General features: G+C 49.1%; 14 protein-coding genes. 8 read left to right on the forward strand and 6 right to left on the reverse strand.

Going from position 1 to position 21,054, the window contains the following annotated elements; translation table 11 throughout:
- Position 1: 1 nt before the first annotated feature.
- On the reverse strand, positions 2-433 hold the full coding sequence (gene cdd / locus H8710_RS05310) for a cytidine deaminase (protein WP_249294376.1): 432 nt from the start codon (positions 431-433) through the stop codon (positions 2-4).
- A 244-nt stretch (positions 434-677) separates the two neighbouring features.
- Here cdd and H8710_RS05315 point away from each other — a divergent pair, with 244 nt between their 5' ends.
- Both H8710_RS05315 and H8710_RS05320 read left to right on the forward strand, forming a co-directional pair.
- Positions 678-2,054 carry an MATE family efflux transporter gene (locus tag H8710_RS05315; RefSeq protein WP_249294377.1) on the forward strand — a complete coding sequence of 459 codons (1,377 nt, stop codon included), beginning with the start codon at positions 678-680 and terminating at the stop codon, positions 2,052-2,054.
- A gap of 53 nt (positions 2,055-2,107) precedes the next feature.
- Entirely contained in the window at positions 2,108-2,995 is an 888-nt protein-coding gene (locus H8710_RS05320; RefSeq protein WP_249294378.1) for a GNAT family N-acetyltransferase, read from the forward strand.
- 208 nt (positions 2,996-3,203) lie between these two features.
- Here H8710_RS05320 and H8710_RS05325 read toward each other — a convergent pair whose 3' ends face one another.
- On the reverse strand, positions 3,204-3,608 hold the full coding sequence (locus tag H8710_RS05325; RefSeq protein ID WP_249294379.1) for a putative ABC transporter permease: 405 nt from the start codon (positions 3,606-3,608) through the stop codon (positions 3,204-3,206).
- A gap of 414 nt (positions 3,609-4,022) precedes the next feature.
- On the opposite strand from H8710_RS05325, the gene H8710_RS05330 reads away from it, so the two are divergent.
- Entirely contained in the window at positions 4,023-5,726 is a 1,704-nt protein-coding gene (locus H8710_RS05330; protein ID WP_249294380.1) for a DEAD/DEAH box helicase, read from the forward strand.
- 216 nt (positions 5,727-5,942) lie between these two features.
- Positions 5,943-6,422: a deoxycytidylate deaminase gene (locus tag H8710_RS05335; protein WP_249294381.1), complete on the forward strand. Its 480-nt coding sequence runs from the start codon at positions 5,943-5,945 to the stop codon at positions 6,420-6,422.
- Positions 6,423-6,512: 90 nt separating this feature from the next.
- On the opposite strand, the gene H8710_RS05340 is transcribed toward H8710_RS05335, so the two are convergent.
- Together H8710_RS05340 and H8710_RS05345 are read right to left on the reverse strand one after the other, a co-directional pair.
- Positions 6,513-7,502 (reverse strand): tyrosine recombinase XerC, encoded by a 990-nt coding sequence (locus H8710_RS05340; RefSeq protein ID WP_249294382.1) that lies wholly within the window; start codon positions 7,500-7,502, stop codon positions 6,513-6,515.
- Positions 7,503-7,818: 316 nt separating this feature from the next.
- Entirely contained in the window at positions 7,819-8,256 is a 438-nt protein-coding gene (locus H8710_RS05345) for an 8-oxo-dGTP diphosphatase (protein WP_249294383.1), read from the reverse strand.
- A 408-nt stretch (positions 8,257-8,664) separates the two neighbouring features.
- On the opposite strand from H8710_RS05345, the gene H8710_RS05350 reads away from it, so the two are divergent.
- The 3 genes from H8710_RS05350 to H8710_RS05360 all read left to right on the forward strand — a co-directional run bounded on the left by H8710_RS05350 (position 8,665) and on the right by H8710_RS05360 (position 18,864).
- Complete coding sequence (locus H8710_RS05350; RefSeq protein WP_249294384.1) at positions 8,665-16,041, forward strand: DUF4855 domain-containing protein; 7,377 nt, start codon at positions 8,665-8,667, stop codon at positions 16,039-16,041.
- Positions 16,042-16,136: 95 nt separating this feature from the next.
- The gene (locus tag H8710_RS05355; protein ID WP_249294385.1) at positions 16,137-17,510 is read left to right on the forward strand and encodes a hypothetical protein; all 1,374 of its coding nucleotides are present in this window, start codon (positions 16,137-16,139) and stop codon (positions 17,508-17,510) included.
- A gap of 400 nt (positions 17,511-17,910) precedes the next feature.
- On the forward strand, positions 17,911-18,864 hold the full coding sequence (locus H8710_RS05360) for an aldolase catalytic domain-containing protein (RefSeq protein WP_249294386.1): 954 nt from the start codon (positions 17,911-17,913) through the stop codon (positions 18,862-18,864).
- A 153-nt stretch (positions 18,865-19,017) separates the two neighbouring features.
- Here the strand turns inward: H8710_RS05360 and H8710_RS05365 are convergent, their stop codons facing one another.
- Positions 19,018-19,542: a CarD family transcriptional regulator gene (locus tag H8710_RS05365; RefSeq protein ID WP_249294387.1), complete on the reverse strand. Its 525-nt coding sequence runs from the start codon at positions 19,540-19,542 to the stop codon at positions 19,018-19,020.
- Positions 19,542-19,796 (reverse strand): hypothetical protein, encoded by a 255-nt coding sequence (locus H8710_RS05370; protein ID WP_249294388.1) that lies wholly within the window; start codon positions 19,794-19,796, stop codon positions 19,542-19,544. Before H8710_RS05370 ends, H8710_RS05365 begins: the two co-directional genes overlap by 1 nt.
- 303 nt (positions 19,797-20,099) lie before the next feature.
- On the opposite strand from H8710_RS05370, the gene H8710_RS05375 reads away from it, so the two are divergent.
- On the forward strand, positions 20,100-21,008 hold the full coding sequence (locus tag H8710_RS05375) for an RluA family pseudouridine synthase (RefSeq protein WP_249294389.1): 909 nt from the start codon (positions 20,100-20,102) through the stop codon (positions 21,006-21,008).
- The last annotated feature ends 46 nt before the right edge of the window (positions 21,009-21,054 follow it).

Genomic DNA, 21,054 nt, shown 5'->3' on the forward strand with positions numbered 1-21,054 from the left:
TTTAAGCCTCTCCTTTCAGATTGTCGGCGGAAAAACTCATAGGCAAAAGCTCTCGCAATGTTTTGAAAACGATGCCGCCCACGCCGTTTCCTGTGACGATGATTAAATCTCCGCTGTCAAACTCCCTCAGCACCTGGCGGCAGACGCCGCAGGGCCAGCAGGAGGCGTCTCCAGGAACATCTTCTTTCCCACCTGCAATGGCAATGGCGCAAAATGCCCGTTTTCCCTCCGAGATGGCTTTAAACAGGGCTGTCCGTTCGGCGCAGTTACTGGGGGAATAAGCGGCGTTTTCTATGTTGCAGCCGGTAAAAATACTTCCATCGGCACAGAGCAGCGCCGTCCCTACTGCGAAGTGGGAATAAGGGCAGTAAGCATTTTTTCGGGCTTCTTTCGCCTGTCCAAAAAGGCGTTTATAAAGGTCTTCCGGATTCATCTGTGGCTCTCCTTTCGACAAATAATCTTAAGATGTTTTTCCCTGAAAGACAGGCTCCAAAAAAGGAGGCCCGCCATAGGATGAATATTGGAGCCTTTTCCTATTTTCAGGATGGCAGGTAAAGTAGTATAATAAATTCGTTATTTGTAATAACATTGTATCATAAATTGTGGCGCAAGGAAATAGATTCTATACAGCGATTCTGGGAAATTCTTTATTGAATTGAAAAAAGGGGGAGAACGATTTGATTCAGGACATGACGGTGGGGAATCCATCGCGGATTCTTCTGGGATTCTCTCTCCCCATGATCTTAAGCGGGATGTTTCAGCAGCTATATAATATCGTAGACAGCGTAGTAGCCGGCCAGTTTGCCGGAGTCAACGCTTTGGCGGCGGTGGGGGCGTCATATCCTGTTACCATGCTTTTCATCGCCGTGGCAACCGGAGCGGGGATGGGGAGCTCTGTCATCATTTCACAGCTTTTCGGGGCGAAGGAGTACCGCCGGATGAAGTCGGCTATCTACACCGCTCTGATTGCGATGACGGCCCTGAGCGCCCTCTTTACCTTGCTGGGCCTTTTGTTCTGTACCCCTCTCATCGCCCTCATGGGCACGCCGGAAGTGATTTTTTCCGATTCTGACCTTTATCTGCGGATTTACGTGTTCGGCATCTTTTTCCTCTTTCTTTATAACATTGTCACGGCGGTATTCAATGCTCTGGGGGACTCGCGGACACCGCTTTTCTTCCTGATTTTTTCTTCCCTTTTCAATGTGGCGCTGGACGTCTGGTTCGTGGCGGGATTTCAGATGGGGGTAGCGGGCGTTGCCTGGGCCACCTTTATTGCCCAAGGGATATCCTCCGTTTTGTCGGCACTGTGGCTTTTTAGGAAGCTCAAGCGCATAGAGGCAGAAGGCCGGGCGAAGCCTTTCGATTGGCGGCTTTTGGGGGCAATGTCCAAAATCGCCGTCCCCAGCATTATTCAGCAGTCCATCGTCTCCATCGGCCAGCTGGGGGTTCAGGCGTTGGTCAATCGGTTCGACGAACGGGTGGTTGCGGGGTATTCCGCCGCCATTAAGATCGATTCCTTTTTAAAAGTTGCCGGAATGAGCGTCAGCAATGCTATATCCAGCTTCACAGCACAGAATATCGGTGCAGGGACGGTTACACGCATCCGAAAAGGCCGCAACGCCGCAATCCTCACCATGGCGGTTTACAGCATCCTCGCCGTTACAGTTATCCGGCTTTTCGGCAGCGAAATCGTTGGAGTTTTCGTCGATTCCAAAGAATCCGCTGCAGATGTTATTAAGGTCGGAGTGGAATACCTGAATATCGTCGGGATGTTCTATTTTGCATGTGGTGTGCTGCTCATCTTCAACGGCATCCTGCGGGGCAGCGGCCGGGTTTTCGCCTTTACCTGTGCCACTATGACCGATTTGATTCTGCGGGTCAGCTCTGCCTACCTTTTGGCGGACACCATTGGTCCCTCGGCCATCTGGTGGTCAATTCCCATTGGCTGGTGCGTCGCCATGGTGCTGGCGGGGTGCTTTTATTTCTTCCGCCGGGTAGACCAAAAGGGATTTAAGCAGCGAATGGCGCAGGAATCTATTTTAGGGAGACAATAAAAAAAGGATATTATTTTGGACACCTGATGTCCGTTCTTGAGGAGAAAGGAACTTTGAACACAATCATTAACGGGCGGAAATACCGCTTCGAGACAAAATATCAACACAACGACACCATGCGGCAGAGCTTTGACCAACTCGCCCAGCTCTGTTTTGACGGGCTTTCGTTGGAGCGATGGTATCAAAACGGGTGCTGGACTGAAAACAGTGTTCCCTATACTTTGTTCGACGGGAAGCGGGCGGTCTCCAACATCCTCATCCATCGGATGGAATTTCTGTTGGACGAAAAGCGCAGGTGTTTTGTGCAGTTAGGCACCGTCATGACTCACCCCAATTATCGGGGACAGGGATTGCTGCGATTTTTGATGGAGCGGGTGCTCCATGACTGGAAAGACGTCTGTGATGGGCTGTTTTTGTATGCTAATGAGACGGTGCTGGACTTTTATCCCAAGTTTGGCTTTACCCAGTCTGTGGAATGGGGAGCACAAAAGCCTGTGGCTCCAAAAAAGGGGAATATACGGATGCTGAATCTCGCTTATCCAGAGGACCGGGCACTTTTTCTTCGAAAGTCACAAATTCCGAACCCTTTTTCCGCATTGGCTGTAGTGGGCAATAGCACCATTCAATTCCACTGCGATTATTTTCTTCCTCACGGTGTGTATTACTTGGAAGATTTCGATGCGGTAGCTGTGGCGGAACGGGAAGGGAATACTCTTACTTGCTACGATATTTTCTGTAGGGGCGGATCTCTGGATGAAATTCTGGCTGTTCTGGCGGCTCCCGGTACCAACTCTGTCAAGCTGGGATTTTCCCCTAATGACGCTAGCGGATTTGAGATGATTCCCGTTTCGGAAGGAGACGAACCCTTTGTGATAGCAAAAGACAAAAACGGCATTTTCGGAGGAAAGAAGCTCCGTTTTCCGCTTCTATCCCATACCTAATATTTTGGGATAAAAATCTCCCCCTGCAAAGGCTTCGTTGCCCTTGCAGGGGGAGACTCATTGAACAGGAAAAAGTTTTAGTTATTCGTAGAAGAAATGGTATATTGACTAGCAGAATTTGCCTATAAAATATAGGCAAAAGATTAAAACAGAATTTAAAGCAAAAGCGCTTTTTGTAAAGCGATACACTTTACGCAAAGCGCTTTTGCTAAGCTCTGCGGGGGCTTCTGAGAAATAATCTCTTTTTGAGCCCGGTAGCCAGCTTGAACACCGGAATACAGAGGAAAAACCAGAGCATCGAATAAAGGGGGCAGACTTGCCCCAAAAGGTTACCGAAAGAACTGGAATAATCCCAGACGTTCCAATGGAGCTGACGGTTTACAATGCAGCCCACAACAAACTCTACACCAGTTATGATAGCGGAACCCTTGAGGCATTTCATCGCCCAATGTTCCTTTCGGCAGCGAAAGTTGAGCCGATAGAGCAGGAGAAAACAGATTCCTCCCGTCACCGCCATGGTCCAATGGGTGAAGCCCCGCCACAAAATTTCGATGCCGCTGTATCCAACCGAACCGATGAGATAAACCATCGCGTTTTCTTTGAATCGTTTCATAAAGGTCTCCCTTACAAACTGCATTTGAGCGGAACACGTCCGCAAAATACACGCCTATATCCTGCTTTTCATAAATTCACTCTTATTTTCTGCCGTTTTGCGGAAAATAAAGATGGGGATTCCTGTCAATTGGCTTTTTTGAATACGAAACGGGAGAAATTTTGTTTGCAGCACCAAAAAAGTTGTCTATTTTGCTAATTATATAGAATTTGATTTGTAAAAACCGCACAATTGTGTTATACTATTATTCATAATGTTTTTCGAAGAAATGCGTAGTACGTATTGGACCATCCGCCTCTTTTTTGTGACAGGGTAAGGGCGGGAGGGGGCACAGAGCCGCCCCCGTATCGAAAACCATCCCGCGCGGTGGGGAACGCCGTAATCCTGAAACAACAGAAAGGCAAAATTATTTACATGAATCTTTTTGAAAACCTGAACCTATCGGAAGAAATTTTAAGCGCCATCAATGACATGAATTACGACGAGGCCACTGAAATCCAGGCCGGAGCCATCCCGCTGATTCTGGAAGGCAAGGACGTCATCGGGCGTTCCAATACCGGTACCGGCAAAACTGCCGCCTTCGGCATTCCCATGGTGGAGCGGATCGAGGAGGGGAAAAAGCCCCAGGTGCTGATTTTGTGCCCCACCCGCGAGCTGGCGATGCAGATCAGCGGCGAAGTAAAAAAGTACGCGAAGTATAAAAAATCTGTCCGGCAGGCGGTTCTCTACGGTGGAGCGCCCATGGACGGGCAAATCCGGCAGCTGAAAATCGCCAACATCGTCATCGGCACCCCCGGTCGGGTCATGGACCATATGCGCCGGCACACCTTGAAGCTCGATGAACTGCGCACCGTGGTTTTAGACGAAGCCGACGAGATGCTGAACATGGGCTTTTACGACGACATCCAGACCATTCTGGAAAACGTTCCCGCGCAACGGCAGACTGTACTGTTTTCAGCCACTATGCCGCCTGCCATCATGAAAATCACCGAGGAATTCCAGAACGATCCCAAAATCGTGGCTGTCGATAAGGGAAAACGCACCCTGGGAGCAATCTCTCAATACTATTACCAGATTCCTCAGTCCAAAAAAATGGATGCATTGAACTTGCTGCTTCAAAAGTTCACCCCTGAGCGGTCGGTGGTGTTCTGCAACACCAAAAAGATGGTGGACGAACTGACCGAATATCTGGAAAAGCACGGTTTTGCGGCGGCCGGACTCCACGGCGACATGCGCCAAGTAGTCCGCACCCATGTGATGAACAGCTTCAAAATGGGGAAAACCCGCATATTGGTGGCAACCGACGTGGCGGCCCGGGGCATCGATGTGGACAATATCGAAGCGGTGTTCAATTTTGACATTCCCCAGGAGTTCGAGTATTACATTCACCGAATCGGCCGTACCGCCCGAGCAGGTAAAACTGGCATTTCCTGCACCTTCGCATGCAACCGTACACAGGTGCGGCGGATTCAGGACATCGAGCAGTATGTGGGCTCTCCCATCGAGGCGGGCAAACTGCCGACACCGGAGGAAATCCTCGACAAGCGGGGCGAAAAGCTCATCTCCAAGGTGGAGCGGGCCCTAGAAGCGGAGCCGAATCCCCAGTGCGGGCGGATTTACGCGAAACTGTTGGAAAAAGGGCTCACTCCGGAGGCCATCGCCTTGGCGCTCTTGAACCTCTCCGCGGAGCGAAACGGCAAAGCCATCCCCGTCGTCAAAACGGCCGAAGACTCTCCCCGCAGCCGCGACCCGAGGGCGGCGAGAGTTCGCCTCAAAATTGACGCTGGGCGGGAACAGAAGCTGGCACCCAACTTCATCGTCGGAGCCATCGTTGAAAATACCGGACTTCCGGCCAAATCCATCGGCAAGATCGACATTTTTGCCGATCATTCCACGGTGGATATGACCTCGGAGGACGCGAAAATCGTTTTGGAGAACATGCAGGAGACGAAAATCAAAAACTGCAAGGTAGCCTTTTCGGTCATGCCCGGAAAAGCCCCCTCCAGCCGCTACGGCCGGCCTGATCGGAGAAAGCCATCCGGCAGGGGAGATTCCTATAAACCAGGCGGACGCCGCAAAGAGCAAAGCAGCCGCAATAAGAAAGACAGCTGGAACTAAAAATTTTGTTCTATATCAATGAAAATCCACGCTATTCGAACATCGCCGAATAGCGTGGATTTATATTTATCACGTTCTCTTTACCGCCGCTCCCTGCTCTATTTCCGACTGCGTATGAAAGGAAACTTTTTAAGGCTCACTTACAAAGAGGCTTCCTTTTTTTTCATCAATATGTTACAATGGTCGCATAGACAAACAAAAAAGGGGAGAGCGCCAATGAAACGACAGGATTACCTCAGCTGGGATGAGTATTTTATGGGCATCGCCATGCTGTCTGCCCAGCGGAGCAAGGACCCTTCCACCCAGGTGGGGGCCTGTATCGCCAACCACGACCACAAAATCCTATCCATGGGTTATAACGGAATGCCTACCGGATGCAGCGACGATGAAATGTGCTGGGAAAGGGAAGGGGAGGAGCTTCAGACCAAATACCCCTACGTCTGCCATGCGGAACTGAACGCCATTTTGAACAACGACGGAGGTTCTCTCAAAGGAACCTCCATCTACGTGACACTTTTTCCCTGCAACGAATGTGCAAAGGCCATCATCCAGTGCGGCATCAAGGAAGTGGTCTTTATGCAGGACAAATACGCCGACACCGCTGGTGTGATCGCCTCCAAGCGAATGTTTGACATGGCTGGAGTGGCATATCGGCAGTACATTCCCACTGAGAAAACGCTGACACTGACATTCTGATGAGAATAAACCACAAAAATCGGCCCTTGCAGCAATAAGCCTGCAGGGCCGATTTTTGTGACCTATCAATATTTATCAGAAAAACAGGAACTACTTCTTATTCTTGAATTTAGAAAGGGGATTGCTCTCAATCGCTGATTCCTTCTGCTTACTGGCTACATGGGTGTAGATTTGAGTGGTGTTCAGGTTGGAATGCCCGAGAATTTCCTGCAAAACGCGAATATCCACCTCTCCATATTGATACATCAGTGTAGCAGCGGTGTGCCGGAGTTTGTGGACGGACAGTCCCATGCCGGAAAGTCCTGCTTTGTCGAGCAGATTCGTTACAACCTTTTGAACCCACCTTTGCCCCAATCTTCGTCCGTGGTGATTCAAAAAAAGCGCCTCTTTTTCCACAATCGGGTTCATTTTAGAGCGTGTTTCCAGATAATCATCCAGCGCCCTCACGCAAGCATCATTTAAATAAAGCTGCCGTTCTTTATTTCCTTTGCCGATTACCTGTAAAGTATTTCCATTTACACTGCTTAAATTGAGCCCTGTCAACTCAGAAAGCCGCATTCCGCAATTCAAAAACAGGGTGACAATACAGTAATCACGGGCGTAAAAAGGACTTTCCTTATCAAAGGAACTTAATAAGTCAAAACTTTGTTCCAATGTGAGGTGTTTGGGCAGCGATTTCGGTGTAGAAGGAAGCTCCAGATATTCCACAGGGTTGTTTTCCAAAAGCTTTACGTTATGGGTTAAATATTTAAAGAACATTCGTATAGCGCAAATCTTTCGGGAACGTGTCCGAGCACTGTTATGACGTTCACGGCTTATGAAATTCAGAAACTCATAGACGTCCGAAAGGGATATCGACGCAATTAAATCAATGTCCACATCGGAAATATCAATTTCTTCAAAGGAAATCTCTTTGGACGCAATATTTTTATACTGCTTGATAAATCGGAAGAAGGTTCGCAAATCCATATAGTAATTATCGACCGTAAGAGCAGAACGGCCTTTGATGGTCAGCATATAAAATAAAAACTCTCGCAGCACTGGAGAACAATCGGAATAATCATTAGTGGTATAAGACATTTGAAAAACTCCTTCCTTATAAATCATCTATAAGTTAGTTCAATTTTATAGTCCGTATTTCAGCCTTCCAGGATACATTTATCATTACAAAAACGGTTGAAAATACCATTTGACGGTTTGCTTCCGGCTCTTTACAGAATGGGATGTAGAGGAGATGTAAAAATCCGCTGTTTTTCCTCCCCTAGTTCGCAAAATAGATATTTTGCGAACTAGGGGGCTAAATTTAGTATACCACATTCTCCATATAAATGCAAGCTCTTTCATCATACATATATGTAATAAGCTCATATCCGTGTCAAACGAATATGAGCTTTAATTACCAGATATCTGCTGTGTAGGTTTTGTCGTTATCCTCCCAAGGTGTATGCCATTCCACATAGCGATCAGTCAAAAACAGTTTGAGATACTCATGAAAATTCGGCGAAAGTTTTTTGGGATCAGTCTTCATCAGAGCGTCCAATTTCATCCAATACACTTTTCCCTCGTTGGTTTTTGATATCATCTCTCCTGTGTAATCTTCTGTCCGGTACAAAAATACCAAATACTTATCTCCGGTATCCAAATGATCCCAATGAACGATTCCACAAGGTTTTAAATCAGTCACGGTGAGACCTGTTTCCTCTTTGACTTCCCGAATGGCGGATTGCATAAAGCTCTCGCCAGTTTCTACGTGCCCGCCAGGAAATGATATTCCTGTCCAATTCAAAACTCGTTCCTGAACGATAACTGAATCATTTCTCCTGTCGTATACCATACACATATTGGTCAGTTCAATTTTCTGGTCCGTATTTCAGCCCTCCAGTTTTTTTAATTCATAAAAAGCATACATTTATCATAACAAAAACGGCTGAAAATACCATATCTTTATATTTATGTTTACAAAACGTTAAAAATAGAATAAAACAGCGGATTTAACATTTTATTGCTCTTTACTTGTTAGAATTTGCTATAAGTAAAAATAAAACATCTATATCATAATAAACCCATTTTATGCCTTCTATATATTATGTATAATGTATAGATAGAATTTGACTATATTCGTATAGATTCTTAATGTATTTTTGTTATTTATAAACAAGTTTTACTAAAATATCCTCGGTAAAAGAAATATTTTTAATATTTCTAAAATACATAATTTTATGTTGGACAGGAGGAGGCATTTATGAGTTTACAAAAACGAGCCGGGATACGGCTGTTGTCGGTACTTGCAGCTGCGGCTGTTGCGGCAACGGCGCTTCCGGCTCAATTGTTGGTTGCGGCAGATGAAATACCAATCGAACCCGCTGCTATCGACGAACAGCTGGACACTTATGCCGACGGACAAAATCTATTGGCAGGGCTGGAATGGACAACCAACATTCCAGATGAACAATTTATCTATGGGCAGGGACCTGGAATCAAACCTGCAATTAAGGGCTGGCTGACTGACGGAATCTATGATCCGAACGATTATGTAGAGGACGGCGCACAGGTAGTTGGATTCAATAAACCTGGCTACTTGGAATTTGACTTGAGGGAAGACAAGACTTTCCGTCAAGTCAAAATCACTTCGGCTACGACACAATCGTTCCAACAGAAGATTAATGTGTTTTCTCAGATGAAGATCGAAGTGTACATGAACGGTTCTTGGGAAGTGGTTTGTGACGCTCGAAATCTTCCCTACGGCTCTCTGAAAACCTATGTTCTTGGATGTAGCGGAGAGAATGCCATAACAGGCAGCAAGATTCGCTTTTATTTCGAGCCTGGAGGCGGTCTTGCATTTAACGTCTTCAATGAATTTGAGGTGTTGGAAGAGGCGGCCGCCGGTGCTTTGGACGGAGAGCTTACTCCCCCTTCCGATCCCACTGAGATTGTAAACCTCTCTCTGGGGAAGCCTTACACCATCCGGAGAGAGGAAAACGTCTCCTACCCCGACACCAACGGAGCTGAATTGACCGACGGTGTCTTGGGGAGCCAAGCTTTCGACGACCCTGCCTGGAGCGCATGCTCCTACGGCGGCTCCATGAGCGGAAAAGTATACGACCGCTGGCCGCTGCGCTCGGTCATCATTGATCTGGAAGGAGTCAAGAGTATCACACAGATCAAGGCCAATTTCCTTTCCGAAGCATCTAAAGATGTTTTTCAGCCTCGGAGTATCCGCACTTTCGCCTCGATGGACGGAGAAAACTGGATGCCTTTGTCCCGCCTGAACAACATCAACACCTATGCCACCGGCATCCAGACTTACGGCTGGCACGTAGACGGCGAAAACGGCGTAGCTGTTGATTTGACGGGGAACGAAAATTCTATCGTTCTTGCTAAATACGTCCGCTTTGACTTGGAAAAATTTTCCTGGAACTTTATGGACGAAGTCACCGTAATGGGCTATGATGGCGCCCATTCCCAGGCTCTGCCCGTCACCAATACCACTATGCTGGAAGACGGTGAGATTCAGCGCGCTGACGCTTCCACCGGCAATATCCACGACATGGTGCTCTGCTACAATGGCTATGGCCACAGAGCATGGTCCGTAGACCGTTTCAAACCTTATCTCACCTATGTAGATGAAAGCGGCAATTCCCTCGACACCATGTTCGATGCCGCCATGTTCCTAGGTCTGGACGCCCCCGGAACTTCCGGTCAGGCTTTTGCTACTGAAAACGACCAGATGACCGCTGACGGCTGGATCTGGTATCTGGAAAAGACCTTTGTAGGGGAAACTTCTGACATCGCTTATTTAAATGAAGCGGCTCGGAAGGCATCGGAAGACCTCAGCGATCCCGACTACAAAATCAACTTAACCGTAATGATCCCCTACCCTCCCTCTAAAGCCATCAATTTTGGCAGCTTGGGCGGACGGAACCTGAACCTGAGTGTAGACGCTGACTGGAAGTACGCCATTGACTGGTATATTGGTCAGGTTCAGGATTACATTCAAAATGGGAATTATGATTATATCGATTTTCTGGGATTCTACTGGGTCAATGAGTATCCCAGCGGCATCCCCCGGATTCAGTACGCTTCCGAGCAGGTCCACAAAATGGGGTACAAGTTCTATTGGATTCCCTATTTCAGCTCGGTCGGCTACTTCTGGAATGCCGATTTGGGATTTGACGCAATTACGCTTCAGCCCAACCACTTCTTTGCCGACCCCAACGATAACACCTTCGGCGCCGGCGGAACCAAAATTATTGGCACCACTGCCCAAATCGGTGCTTATGCCGGTCTCGGCGTGGAGATGGAATTCGATGGAAGGCTGACCACCGATGTCGACAAATATAATCAGGGGCTCGATTACCTGAATGGCGCCGTAGAATACGGTTTCGACGGCCCGAACTACTACCGCAACTGGTATGAGGGCGGCGGCGCGATCTCAGATATTTCGGATTCCCGCATTCCTGTTATACGTGAGTTTTACGACAACATCTATCAGCTTATCAACGGTACATATAAACCAAGGGAATATATTACAAGTCTTGCTGATGCGGATCCAGACAACGTCCTCTTCGGCAAAAAGTATACGACTTCCCTCTCTATCGGCGATCCCAATGCCGAAGGTGGCCCTCAAGGCAACTATGTGGGCGATGATGACGGCGTGAAGTTGACCGATGGCATTTACGTCAACCAGAACTACCACAAATCAGTGGGTAACCGCGAGTTTGCGGACTTTACCTTCGATTTGGGCAGTTCTAAGACGTTCCAGGAGGTTTATGTGGGAGTTGTCTCTGGATTCCACGGCATCGTCCGTCCCTCTCGGATACAGATTCAGGTTTCCAACGACACCGAGGCTGACAAAACCTGGCTGACAGTATTTGACGGCGCTATGGACAACACCGAACAAACCAGCCGAACCTTTACCTACCGTACAGACAACGGAGAAAAAATAATCGCTCGTTATCTGCGGTTCAATGTCTACTTTGGGCCCAACAGCGGCTGGATTTCCCTAGATGAAATCAAGGCTTACGACAAAGTGTCCGCAGCGGCGTCTGACGGTACGATGACTGTTCCTGAGGGGCAGCCTGATCCGGCGGAAAAACCCGCTTTAACCAAGGATCTTCCGGATAGTATGGAAGCGGCCGTTGGTATGCCCTTTACTTTGTCGGTAGAGGCGAGCGTCAGCGACGGCGGCACCCTCTCCTACCAGTGGTATAAAGGTGGTACTGCTGTCGGGGAAAACAGCAGTACATTGACGATTGCAAAGGCGCAGCAGGATGATGCCGGAACCTACAAGGTTGTTGTTACCAACACCTTAAACGGTGTAACCGCTTCGTCAACCAGCGTCCCCTGTGCGGTCACAGTATCTGAAAATCGCAATATACTCAAGGGCATCAAATATACCACTTCTCTGCGGGACGGCGGTGCAAATGCCGGCCTTGGTGACTTTAATGACGACCATCCTGATGTTGAGAGAAGCAAATTGACTGACGGCCTCTATGCCAACGGTTGGAGCGATGCCAACAGTATTGGTTATCACTCGCGTAGACCCGTTCAACCTGTAGATATCACTTTCCACATCGGCGATACTCCTCAAGCTTTCCAGCAAATCAATATTGGGGCACTTTCTCCCGATGCCAACGGCATTCTGCTGCAGTCGAATACAAAGATTGAAATCAGAAACGGCCCTGAAGACGATTGGCACATTATCTGCGACGCACCCACACAAGGTTCTCTCGGTGTAAACAAACGCTTTGTCTTCGTCGCGGAAGAAGGAGAGAGCTTTGAGGCAACCGACATCCGTTTTTCTCTCACGCCCGGTTCTTCCTGGCTGTTCCTGGATGAAATCGAAGCATTTCGGGCAGCGGACGGCACTGATGCCGACGGCATTTTGAAAGAAGTTGCCCCGGTTCCTCCTCCAAGCGGAGAAAATATCGCCCTCGGCCGCCCATATACCACTACCTTCGCGTCGGGGAACGAATCGTATTATCCGAGAAATCCAGATAATAATTACGAACTGACTAATGGAGTAGTCATCGGCAGTTTGGAGAATTATCTCAATGCGGAATGGACCGGATACCTGAACGCACAGGCTGTCACCCACCGGTTTGACTTTGGAGAAGTTGCGACCTTCTCTGCAATCAAAGCTCATATTTATACCGGTAATGCTGACGGCATTACAACTGCTCAAGGCTATACCGTCCAGGTCTCCAACGACGGAGTCCGCTGGCAGACTGTCTACGAGGATACCAACACCCTGGGCAAAGATTGGCTTACTTACCGTGCTCCTGAAGAGGGAATCCGCGGACGTTTTGTCCAGGTTACCTTGAAAACCGGCCTGATGCTCTTTATGGACGAGATTCAGATTTGGGGCGAAGGCGGCAAGGAACTGGAGCCTGACCCTGACCCTAATACCCTTGCAAACCAGGCCAAGGGCAAAGCGTATTACCTCTACGCTTCCGACCCGGATAATCCCTCCGCTACCTTCCCCGAGGCCGACAAAGCGGCTTGGCCGGACACAACCGGTTCCCTGCTGACTGATGGCGTTGTGGATTCTACCGGCCAAAACAAATCCCAGTGGGTCAGCTGGAAAAAAGGCAGCGGCAGCATGAATGTGTCTGTGGAGTTTGACTTGGGGACTGAAAAGGCCATCCATGAGATCACTGCTGATTTCGCGCAGGACGCTGCAAACAAAGTAGGTCTGCCCGGCAACATGCAGGTCTTTGTGAGCAACCAGAGAAATGACGAAACCATCAACTGGATCAAGCTCTATGACGAGGCAGTACCGGCCTCATCTGGAAACACCGCTAAGCTGACTTATACCGTGCCGGAAATCTTCCGCGCCCGTTATGTGAAGCTCGTCTTCCAGCAAACTAGCGACTATATGGGAATCGGCGAAATCGAAATCAACGGCAAAGGAAACACCACCGGAGCTGCCGATCCCATCGACCTGGTGAGCCAGGGATTTGTCAATCTCTCTAAGGGCAAAAGCTACGTTAATTCCGAATCCAACACCCAGTATCCTGACGTGAACAAACAGCTCACCGACGGAAAATACGCTGTAGGCGGTTCTGAGGACAAAGCCTGGACCGGCTTCTCCTTCACCGCTTCCAAAGGAAATGGAACAAAATCTGTGAAGATCGATCTGGGAGATTGCTACAAAGTCAGCAAGATTTCGGCGAACTTCCTGACCAAGTCCGGGATCGCGGCACTGCCGAAAAACGTACAGTTTATCGTGTCCCAGGACGGAGAAAAATGGACCACGGTCTATAACGGAAAATCCATCTCCTCTTCCGCTGAAACCTACAAGCTGCAAACCTTCCTGGGAACGCCGGTAAAAGCCCGTTACGTGATGGTTTACCTTTATTCGGAGAGCGGGCTGGCCCTAATGGACGAAATCGAGGTGTTTGGAGATGCGACGCCGGTTAAGCCGGACGTGACTCCCCCCACGCCGTCGACCGAAGCAAAGAACTACCTGATTCCCGGGGAAGCAACAGGCGGAATCAAAAATCTTGGGATTCTCGATACTGCTGACTTCCAAAACGCAGGCAGTGTACTGAATCAGGGCTTCGACGGAGCAGCCATAGTCGGAGAGGCTTCCAATTACGGAAAAACCCTCACCGACTTAAACCAGAAGACAAACAGCACAGTGAAAATTGTGTTGGGCGCAAAAGACGCCGCTTCCATCGACAGTGCAGTAAGCGCCTTTGAATCAGGTTCTTACGGCAAACTGGAACTTGTAGGTATCCTGATCGAATCTGAACTATCAAGCGCTGACGCCCTCACCGCGAAGATCCACGGAAAATCTCTCAAAGCGTTCTGGATCGGCGATTACAATGCTTCCGGCATCGCAGGCTGGAAAGATCACGGCATCGACGCGGCGATTTGCCGGGCGGGCAGCTCGAACCTGGCGGCAGCAGCAAAAATCGCCAAGGAAAACGGCCTTGGAATGGCGCTGGATATGAGCCAAGGCTATGACAAATATCTCGACTACTTAGATGCGGCGGTGAAAGACAGCTTCCAGGGCAAATATGTGTTCCGTGCCTACAGTCTGGACGCCCAAAGCGGTACTGACGAGCAGAATGCCCGCATGCTGGAAAGCACCGAAAAGCTGATGAAAGGCACCCTCAAGGCGTCTAACCGGAACACCCCCGCCGCTCCCACAGCGGCAGACACCTACAGCACCTGGGTGAGCCTCAAAGCTGTAAATGGCTACGAATACAGCAAAGACGGCAGCAGCTGGACCATCGATCCGGTGTTTACAGGCCTCACCCCTGAAACCAGCTACACCTTCTATCAGCGCATCAAAGAAAATCACAGCGCTGAAGCCTCTCTGATGAGCAAGGGCCTCAACGTGACAACACCGGAAACTCCTACTGAAGCAGAGCCCATGGCCCCCACTTTTACAACCAATCTGAGCAGCAGCAAACAGGCCAAAGCGGGCGATAAAATCACCTTGACGGTGGCGGCTTCTGTCAGCGACGGCGGAACACTCTCCTATCAGTGGTATAAGAATGATCAGGCCATCCATGGTGCTACCAGCGCTGCTTACACCATGGATTCCATCCAGAAGTCCGACGAAGGAAGCTACAAAGTTATCGTGACAAACACCTTAAACGGCGCGACAGCGACGGCAGCTTCCAACGTCTGCGTCATCACGGTAGAGGTTCCCGCAGAGCCCAACGCTCCCACTATTACCACTGATTTAAACAGCAGCAGAACAGCTAAAACTGGGGATCGGGTGACTTTTGCTGTCACAGCAGTCTCCAACAATAACGGAACTCTCAGCTATCAGTGGTACAAAAATGGTAAGGCGATCGTGGGCGCTGTCAGCGCTTCCTACACCATTGCTTCCGCTTCCCTCTCCGACGGCGGCATATACTATGTAGACGTAACAGATCAGAGCAACAGCACGCATACCATTTCCAATTCCTGCACCCTGACCGTGACCGAAAAGGATGTTCCCTCCGGTGGCGGCTCCACAGGCGGCTGGGGCGGCACAACCGTCAAACCCGACGTGGTCGTAGGCGTGTGGAAACAGCTTTCCGACGGAAACTGGCAGTATGTGGAAGACAACAAACCGGTCATTGGCTGGAAGTCCATTAACTCGGTACAGTACTACTTTAACTCCGACGGCATTATGGAAACCGGCTGGTTCAAAGACGGCGGACACTGGTACTATCTCCAGGATAACGGCGCAATGGCAACTGGCTGGGTCAAGGTGGATAACACCTGGTACTACCTCCGCGACAACGGAAGGATGGCAACCGGCTGGCTCAAGTTGGGCAATACCTGGTATTATCTCAAATCCAGCGGCGCCATGCAGACCGGCTGGCTCCAGGAAGGCAGCACTTGGTACTATCTCTTCGACTGGGGCGGAATGGCAAACAGCAGTTGGGTCAAGATAAACGGCAGCTGGTACTATTTCAGAGGCAACGGAGCTATGATGACCGGCTGGCTCCAGCAGGGCGGCGCCTGGTACTATCTGAACAGCAGCGGCCAGATGGCAACCGGCTGGAACTGGATCGGAAACAAGTGTTACTACTTCTATGACAGCGGAAAAATGGCCGCTGACACTGCCGTAGGCGGCTATCGCGTGGACGCAAGCGGCGCATGGGTCAAATAGAAGCCCGGTTTTGAATGTTGCGGGCTTGGGGGAAGGAATATTCCCCTTCCCCTACTGTCCTATTTTCCATCAACGAAATGTCAGGAGGCAAAAGAATGAGCCAATGGAAAAAAAGGCTGACAGCCATTGCCGTGACCGCAGCAGTAATCCTTGCGGTGCCCACGGCGGTGTTCGCAGTCAAGTCGATTTTAGAGCCGGATCCTCCCTCACCCTCTCAGGTGGTTACCGTTTCGGCGGCGCAGATCACCGCTGAGGCGCCGGAAGCCGGCAAAGCCCCATCCACCATCAAGGCGGACGGAGATGATTATGTCATCAGTTCTTACGAGTGGCTGGAGGGAGATAAAGAAGTTACCGGCGCTTTCGAAGCCGGCAAACAGTATTCCCTGAAAGTCACACTCAAGGCCAACGATTACGCCAAGTTTACCGCGTTTAAACCCAGTGTATCCGGTGCCGAATCAGTGACAAACGGCACGCTGGACAGCAGCCACGCCGGAAACCGCATCATTTTTACCGCTGCCTTCCCCAAAACGGAGGAAGGTACTGCTCCCGTCGTTCAGCAGAAGAGTTACCTCTCTTACCAGAACGGAGAAATCAATCTTGTGGCCAAGTTCAGCGATGCCGAAAACATCCTTTACAACCTAGGCCCAAAAGGCCCTAACAGTTTGTTTGAGTTTAAGAAAGTAAACATTGTCAGCATCGGACTCAACGGTGAGGACGCCATCAAGGACGGCGGATGGAACTTGATGAGCAGCAGTACCGACTGCTTTGGGCCTTACGTGGTTTCCGCGGTGAACAATCCGACAGCGGACGGCGACACCTATAGCTTCACGGGCGGCAACCACAACTACAGCAACGCGGGTACCGTCAGCCCCGACCCAAAGGATTCCCCCACCGCTGAAATGGTTTCCCTCAAGGTATTTGCCGACGGCACGGAAGTTTCCGAAGGTTTTTCAGGCTACGCCGATGAAATCGCCTTTGAGTGGGTCAACGACATCCAGGGCAACAACACCAAAATCAAAGGCGGCGGCGGCCGGCCAATTCTGAGAGAAAATTACCGCATGGTTTTTGACGGCGACACCTTCCATGTGTCCAATGAAATCACTATTTTGGAAGACTGCAGAATGAAGACTTATTACGGCCTGCAGCTCCCCAACCCATGGGCTAGCGACGGCATCAAATATGTCGACGCCGCCAATACCAAGTGGAATCCCACCAACGCCTCTAATAACTGTGGCGATAAGACTTGTGCAAGCTTTATCTGTAAACGGGGCAGCTACAACTGTCAAGTGAGCATTGATCCCACTGTGGGTATCGGCTCCAGAGAGTATCTAAACGGCAGCAATAATTACGCCGCCTTTAACGAATCTTATGCCAAGGCCTATTTCCACCTGTTCCGAGACGTTTCCAGGGTGTTCAAAGGCGGCGAGACTTTCCGCTTTGAAGGCACCTACCGGTATTTCAGCGAATAATCCTGTATAACAATCGATACATGAAAAAGGCTGTGCGGCAATGCGCCGTACAGCCTTTTTGTGATTGATTTCCCCAAAACGGACGGGAATTTCAGAAAAAAGTTTGGCTATATGCTTGAGATGAAAACTCTTTTTGATACAACAAAGATGCGGATCTGCCAACTGCACGAAAGTATCAAGAGGAGGATATTTTTCAGGTTCCTGAATCATCGCATCGAAGCCAGCTTGCCTTTTTGCCGCCTTGTTCCTCTTCCGTTACATTTTTCCAGCGATTTTTTTGCCATAACCCTTTGACAAACTGATTCATCGGTGTTATAATACATTCAGTAATTCGCTTTAAAGTCCTAAAGTTCAATTTGCAATTGGAGATGATCGAATGGAAGCAAGAAAAGGAAATTTAATGGGTGTCAGAAACGATATTAAAGTTCTTGACGCAACCATCAGAGACGGCGGTCTCTGCAACAACTTCGAATTTACAGACGAATTTGTCACCGAGCTTTATAAGGTAAACATTAAAAGCGGCGTGGATTATATGGAATTTGGATATAAAGCCAGCAAAAACCTTTTCCGGGAAAGCGACTACGGCAAGTGGAAATTCTGCAACGAGGAGGACTTGCGGGCCATTGTCGGCGACAACATTTCGGATATGAAGATCGCCGTCATGGCTGACGTGGGAAGATGCGATTTTAAAACCGACTTTCTTCCCAAAAACGAAAGCGTCATCGACATGGTGCGAGTGGCCTGCTATATCCATCAAATCCCCGCTGCAATTGAAATGATCGAGCATTTTCACACGCTGGGGTATGAAACTACCTGCAACATCATGGCCATTTCCCAGGCAAACTCCGATCAAGTGGAACAAGCGCTGGAAATGCTGTGTCAATGCAATGTAGATGTCATCTACCTGGTGGACAGCTATGGCTCTCTCTATCCCGAAAATGCATCGGCTTTGGCGCAAACCTATATCGCCGCAGCAGAAAAAATGGGGAAAAAGGTGGGCTTTCACGCCCATAACAACCAGAATTTGGCGTTTGCCAATACCATCGAAACCCTGTCCTATGGCGTTTCTTACCTGGATGCGACGATACAAGGAATGGGACGGGGCGCCGGCAACTGTGCTATGGAGCTTTTACTGGGCTTTCTCAAAAACCCAAAATACAATCTCTACAATCTGCTGTATTTTATTGAAAAATATATGTTGCCCCTAAAAGAAGATGGCGTGGTCTGGGGATATGACCTTCAATACATGTTTACCGGCCAGTTAAACCGTCACCCTCGGGAAGCTATTGATTTTACCACTCAAAATCGCCGCGATTACGCTGAATTCTATAAATCGCTGCTGGATAACGACTGATCCGGCATAAAGCTTAAAAATATCCCTCTCAAACAGGAAAAACCGGATGGAAGGCCGTTTAAGGCTTCTATCCGGTTTTATTGCGTCGTATCCGATGATGGAGCCGACATCCTGTATCCGTACTGAACTTTAATTTTTTTAAATGCGGTCGGCTCATTGAACCGACTGTTTTTCTCCGACTGCGATCTGCTCCATAATAAACGGAAGTACTTCTTCCTCACGGATGTTTAACACCAGCGCGAACTCGTCATAAAGCATCTTTTCCGCATCTCTTAAAAAGCGCTCATCGGCCACATGGAGCTTCCTTCCCTTTTCCTGAAGTTCCTGTTGGTGAAGGTAGAGCGCCTTGATAGCCCGGATAAGTTCTGTTCGGTCGCCTCGAGACAGAATCTCCCGGCAGGCCTCCTTGCGTTTGTTCTCATCCTCGATCCAGAAGACTTCTTCTCGAGGCATAGCCTGGATCAGGTCATAGATTTCCTCAGAGGACAGCACCCGCCGCATTTTCCGGAGCAGCGCCTCATTGTGCATCGGTACGTAAATGACAGAATTCTCACTGTATACCGGCTTTAAAGTGTAGTAATCCATAACGGAGCCACCAAAATCCTTCTGAACCGTTCCGGTAATTTTGCAGACTCCTTGGGAGCCGTATAAAATGGTATCGTTGATCTGATAATTCATCACTTTTTCTCCTGCATGACATGCGGCATTTTGCCGCCATAGTATTTGGAAACGATTTTTCCCCGCTGTTCGCAGCTCAAGGCGCTGATAGCCTTCTGCCAGCGTTCATAGGCCAGCCGGTACTCCGTTTCACTCTGCCGAAAGGCGCATCCTTCCCCTACGCACTGTGCCACCCGCAGGATATCGCACCGATACCGCTGTGACAGATGGATGCAGTCGGGAAAACAAAACTCCCTTTCTTCTATTCCGGCCATTGCCTTTTTCCTCACCTGCCTTTTCCTCCGACGAAAATAAAAACGTCTAGCCTGCAACAACTGGACTTACGTTCCGCGAAGCAAACTACACGTTGGTTACAATTATGATTATAGCACATTTTTATCAAGAATACCAGCGAAATAAGGAGATTTTCTTTTATTTTCGTGAAATCTCACCACTTTCCGCCGCAGTATTTTTATAAAAACTGCCCACTGGAGTGAGTTAGACCGAAAATGCAGTGACTTTACTGTCGATTTGTGGTATGATGAAGTATGCAAAAGCATCGAAAAGGAGAACTCTCCATGAAAAAACAAAATCACGGCGCAAAAAAGCCCTCCCGCCCACTTTCTTTCGTAGCGGAACACAAGGACACTTTGCTTCCCTTTTTGCTGGAACAGGTTAAGGGTAAGTCCCGCAACAATATAAAAAATCTGTTGTCCAAAAGGCTGGTCCAGGTCGACGGCAAAACGGTAACCCAATTCGACCATCCCCTGCGGCCCGGACAAACGGTTTCTATCGCCCCCATCCGGGCGAAAGCCGAGCCTTCTCTCCCCTTTGATCTTCTCTATGAAGACGACGAAATTATTGTTATCGACAAACCGGCGGGGCTTTTGTCTATAGCCACCGAAAAAGAAAAAAACCTCACCGCTTACCACATGGTCACCGACTATGTAAAGGAAAAAAATAAGCAAAACCGCATTTTTATCATTCATCGTCTCGATAAGGATACCTCCGGCGTACTGATGTTTGCCAAAACTGAGGAATCAAAGCACTCCTTCCAGGACAACTGGGAGCAAATCGTCAAGCTGCGGCGGTACCTGGCTGTAGTCGAGGGTGTCCCGGAAAAGCCTTCCGGCACCGTCCGCTCTTTTCTTCTGGAAACCTCCACCCACCTTGTTTACTCCAGCAGTGACGGCAGTGGAAAAGAGGCCATAACCCACTATCAAATCCTAAAATCCAGCGAAGAGTACGCCCTCTTGGATGTAAAAATCGACACCGGCCGCAAAAACCAGATCCGCGTCCATATGAAAGACCTGGGACATCCGGTGGCTGGGGACAAAAAGTATGGCGGCTCTGGGAGTCCAATGCGCCGACTGGGACTGCACGCCATCGAGTTGAAGCTTATCCACCCTGTAACCGGACAGGAACTTTGCTTTACAGCAAAACCTCCCAAGGAATTCAAGCGGATGTTTCCAGCACAGCAAAAATGATATTCTTTCTGTAACAAAAAAGCAGTGCATGTGCACTGCTTTTTTC

The sequence above is a fragment of the Fumia xinanensis genome (assembly GCF_014384905.1).
GTDB classification, from domain to species: Bacteria; Bacillota; Clostridia; order Oscillospirales; family Ruminococcaceae; genus Fumia; species Fumia xinanensis.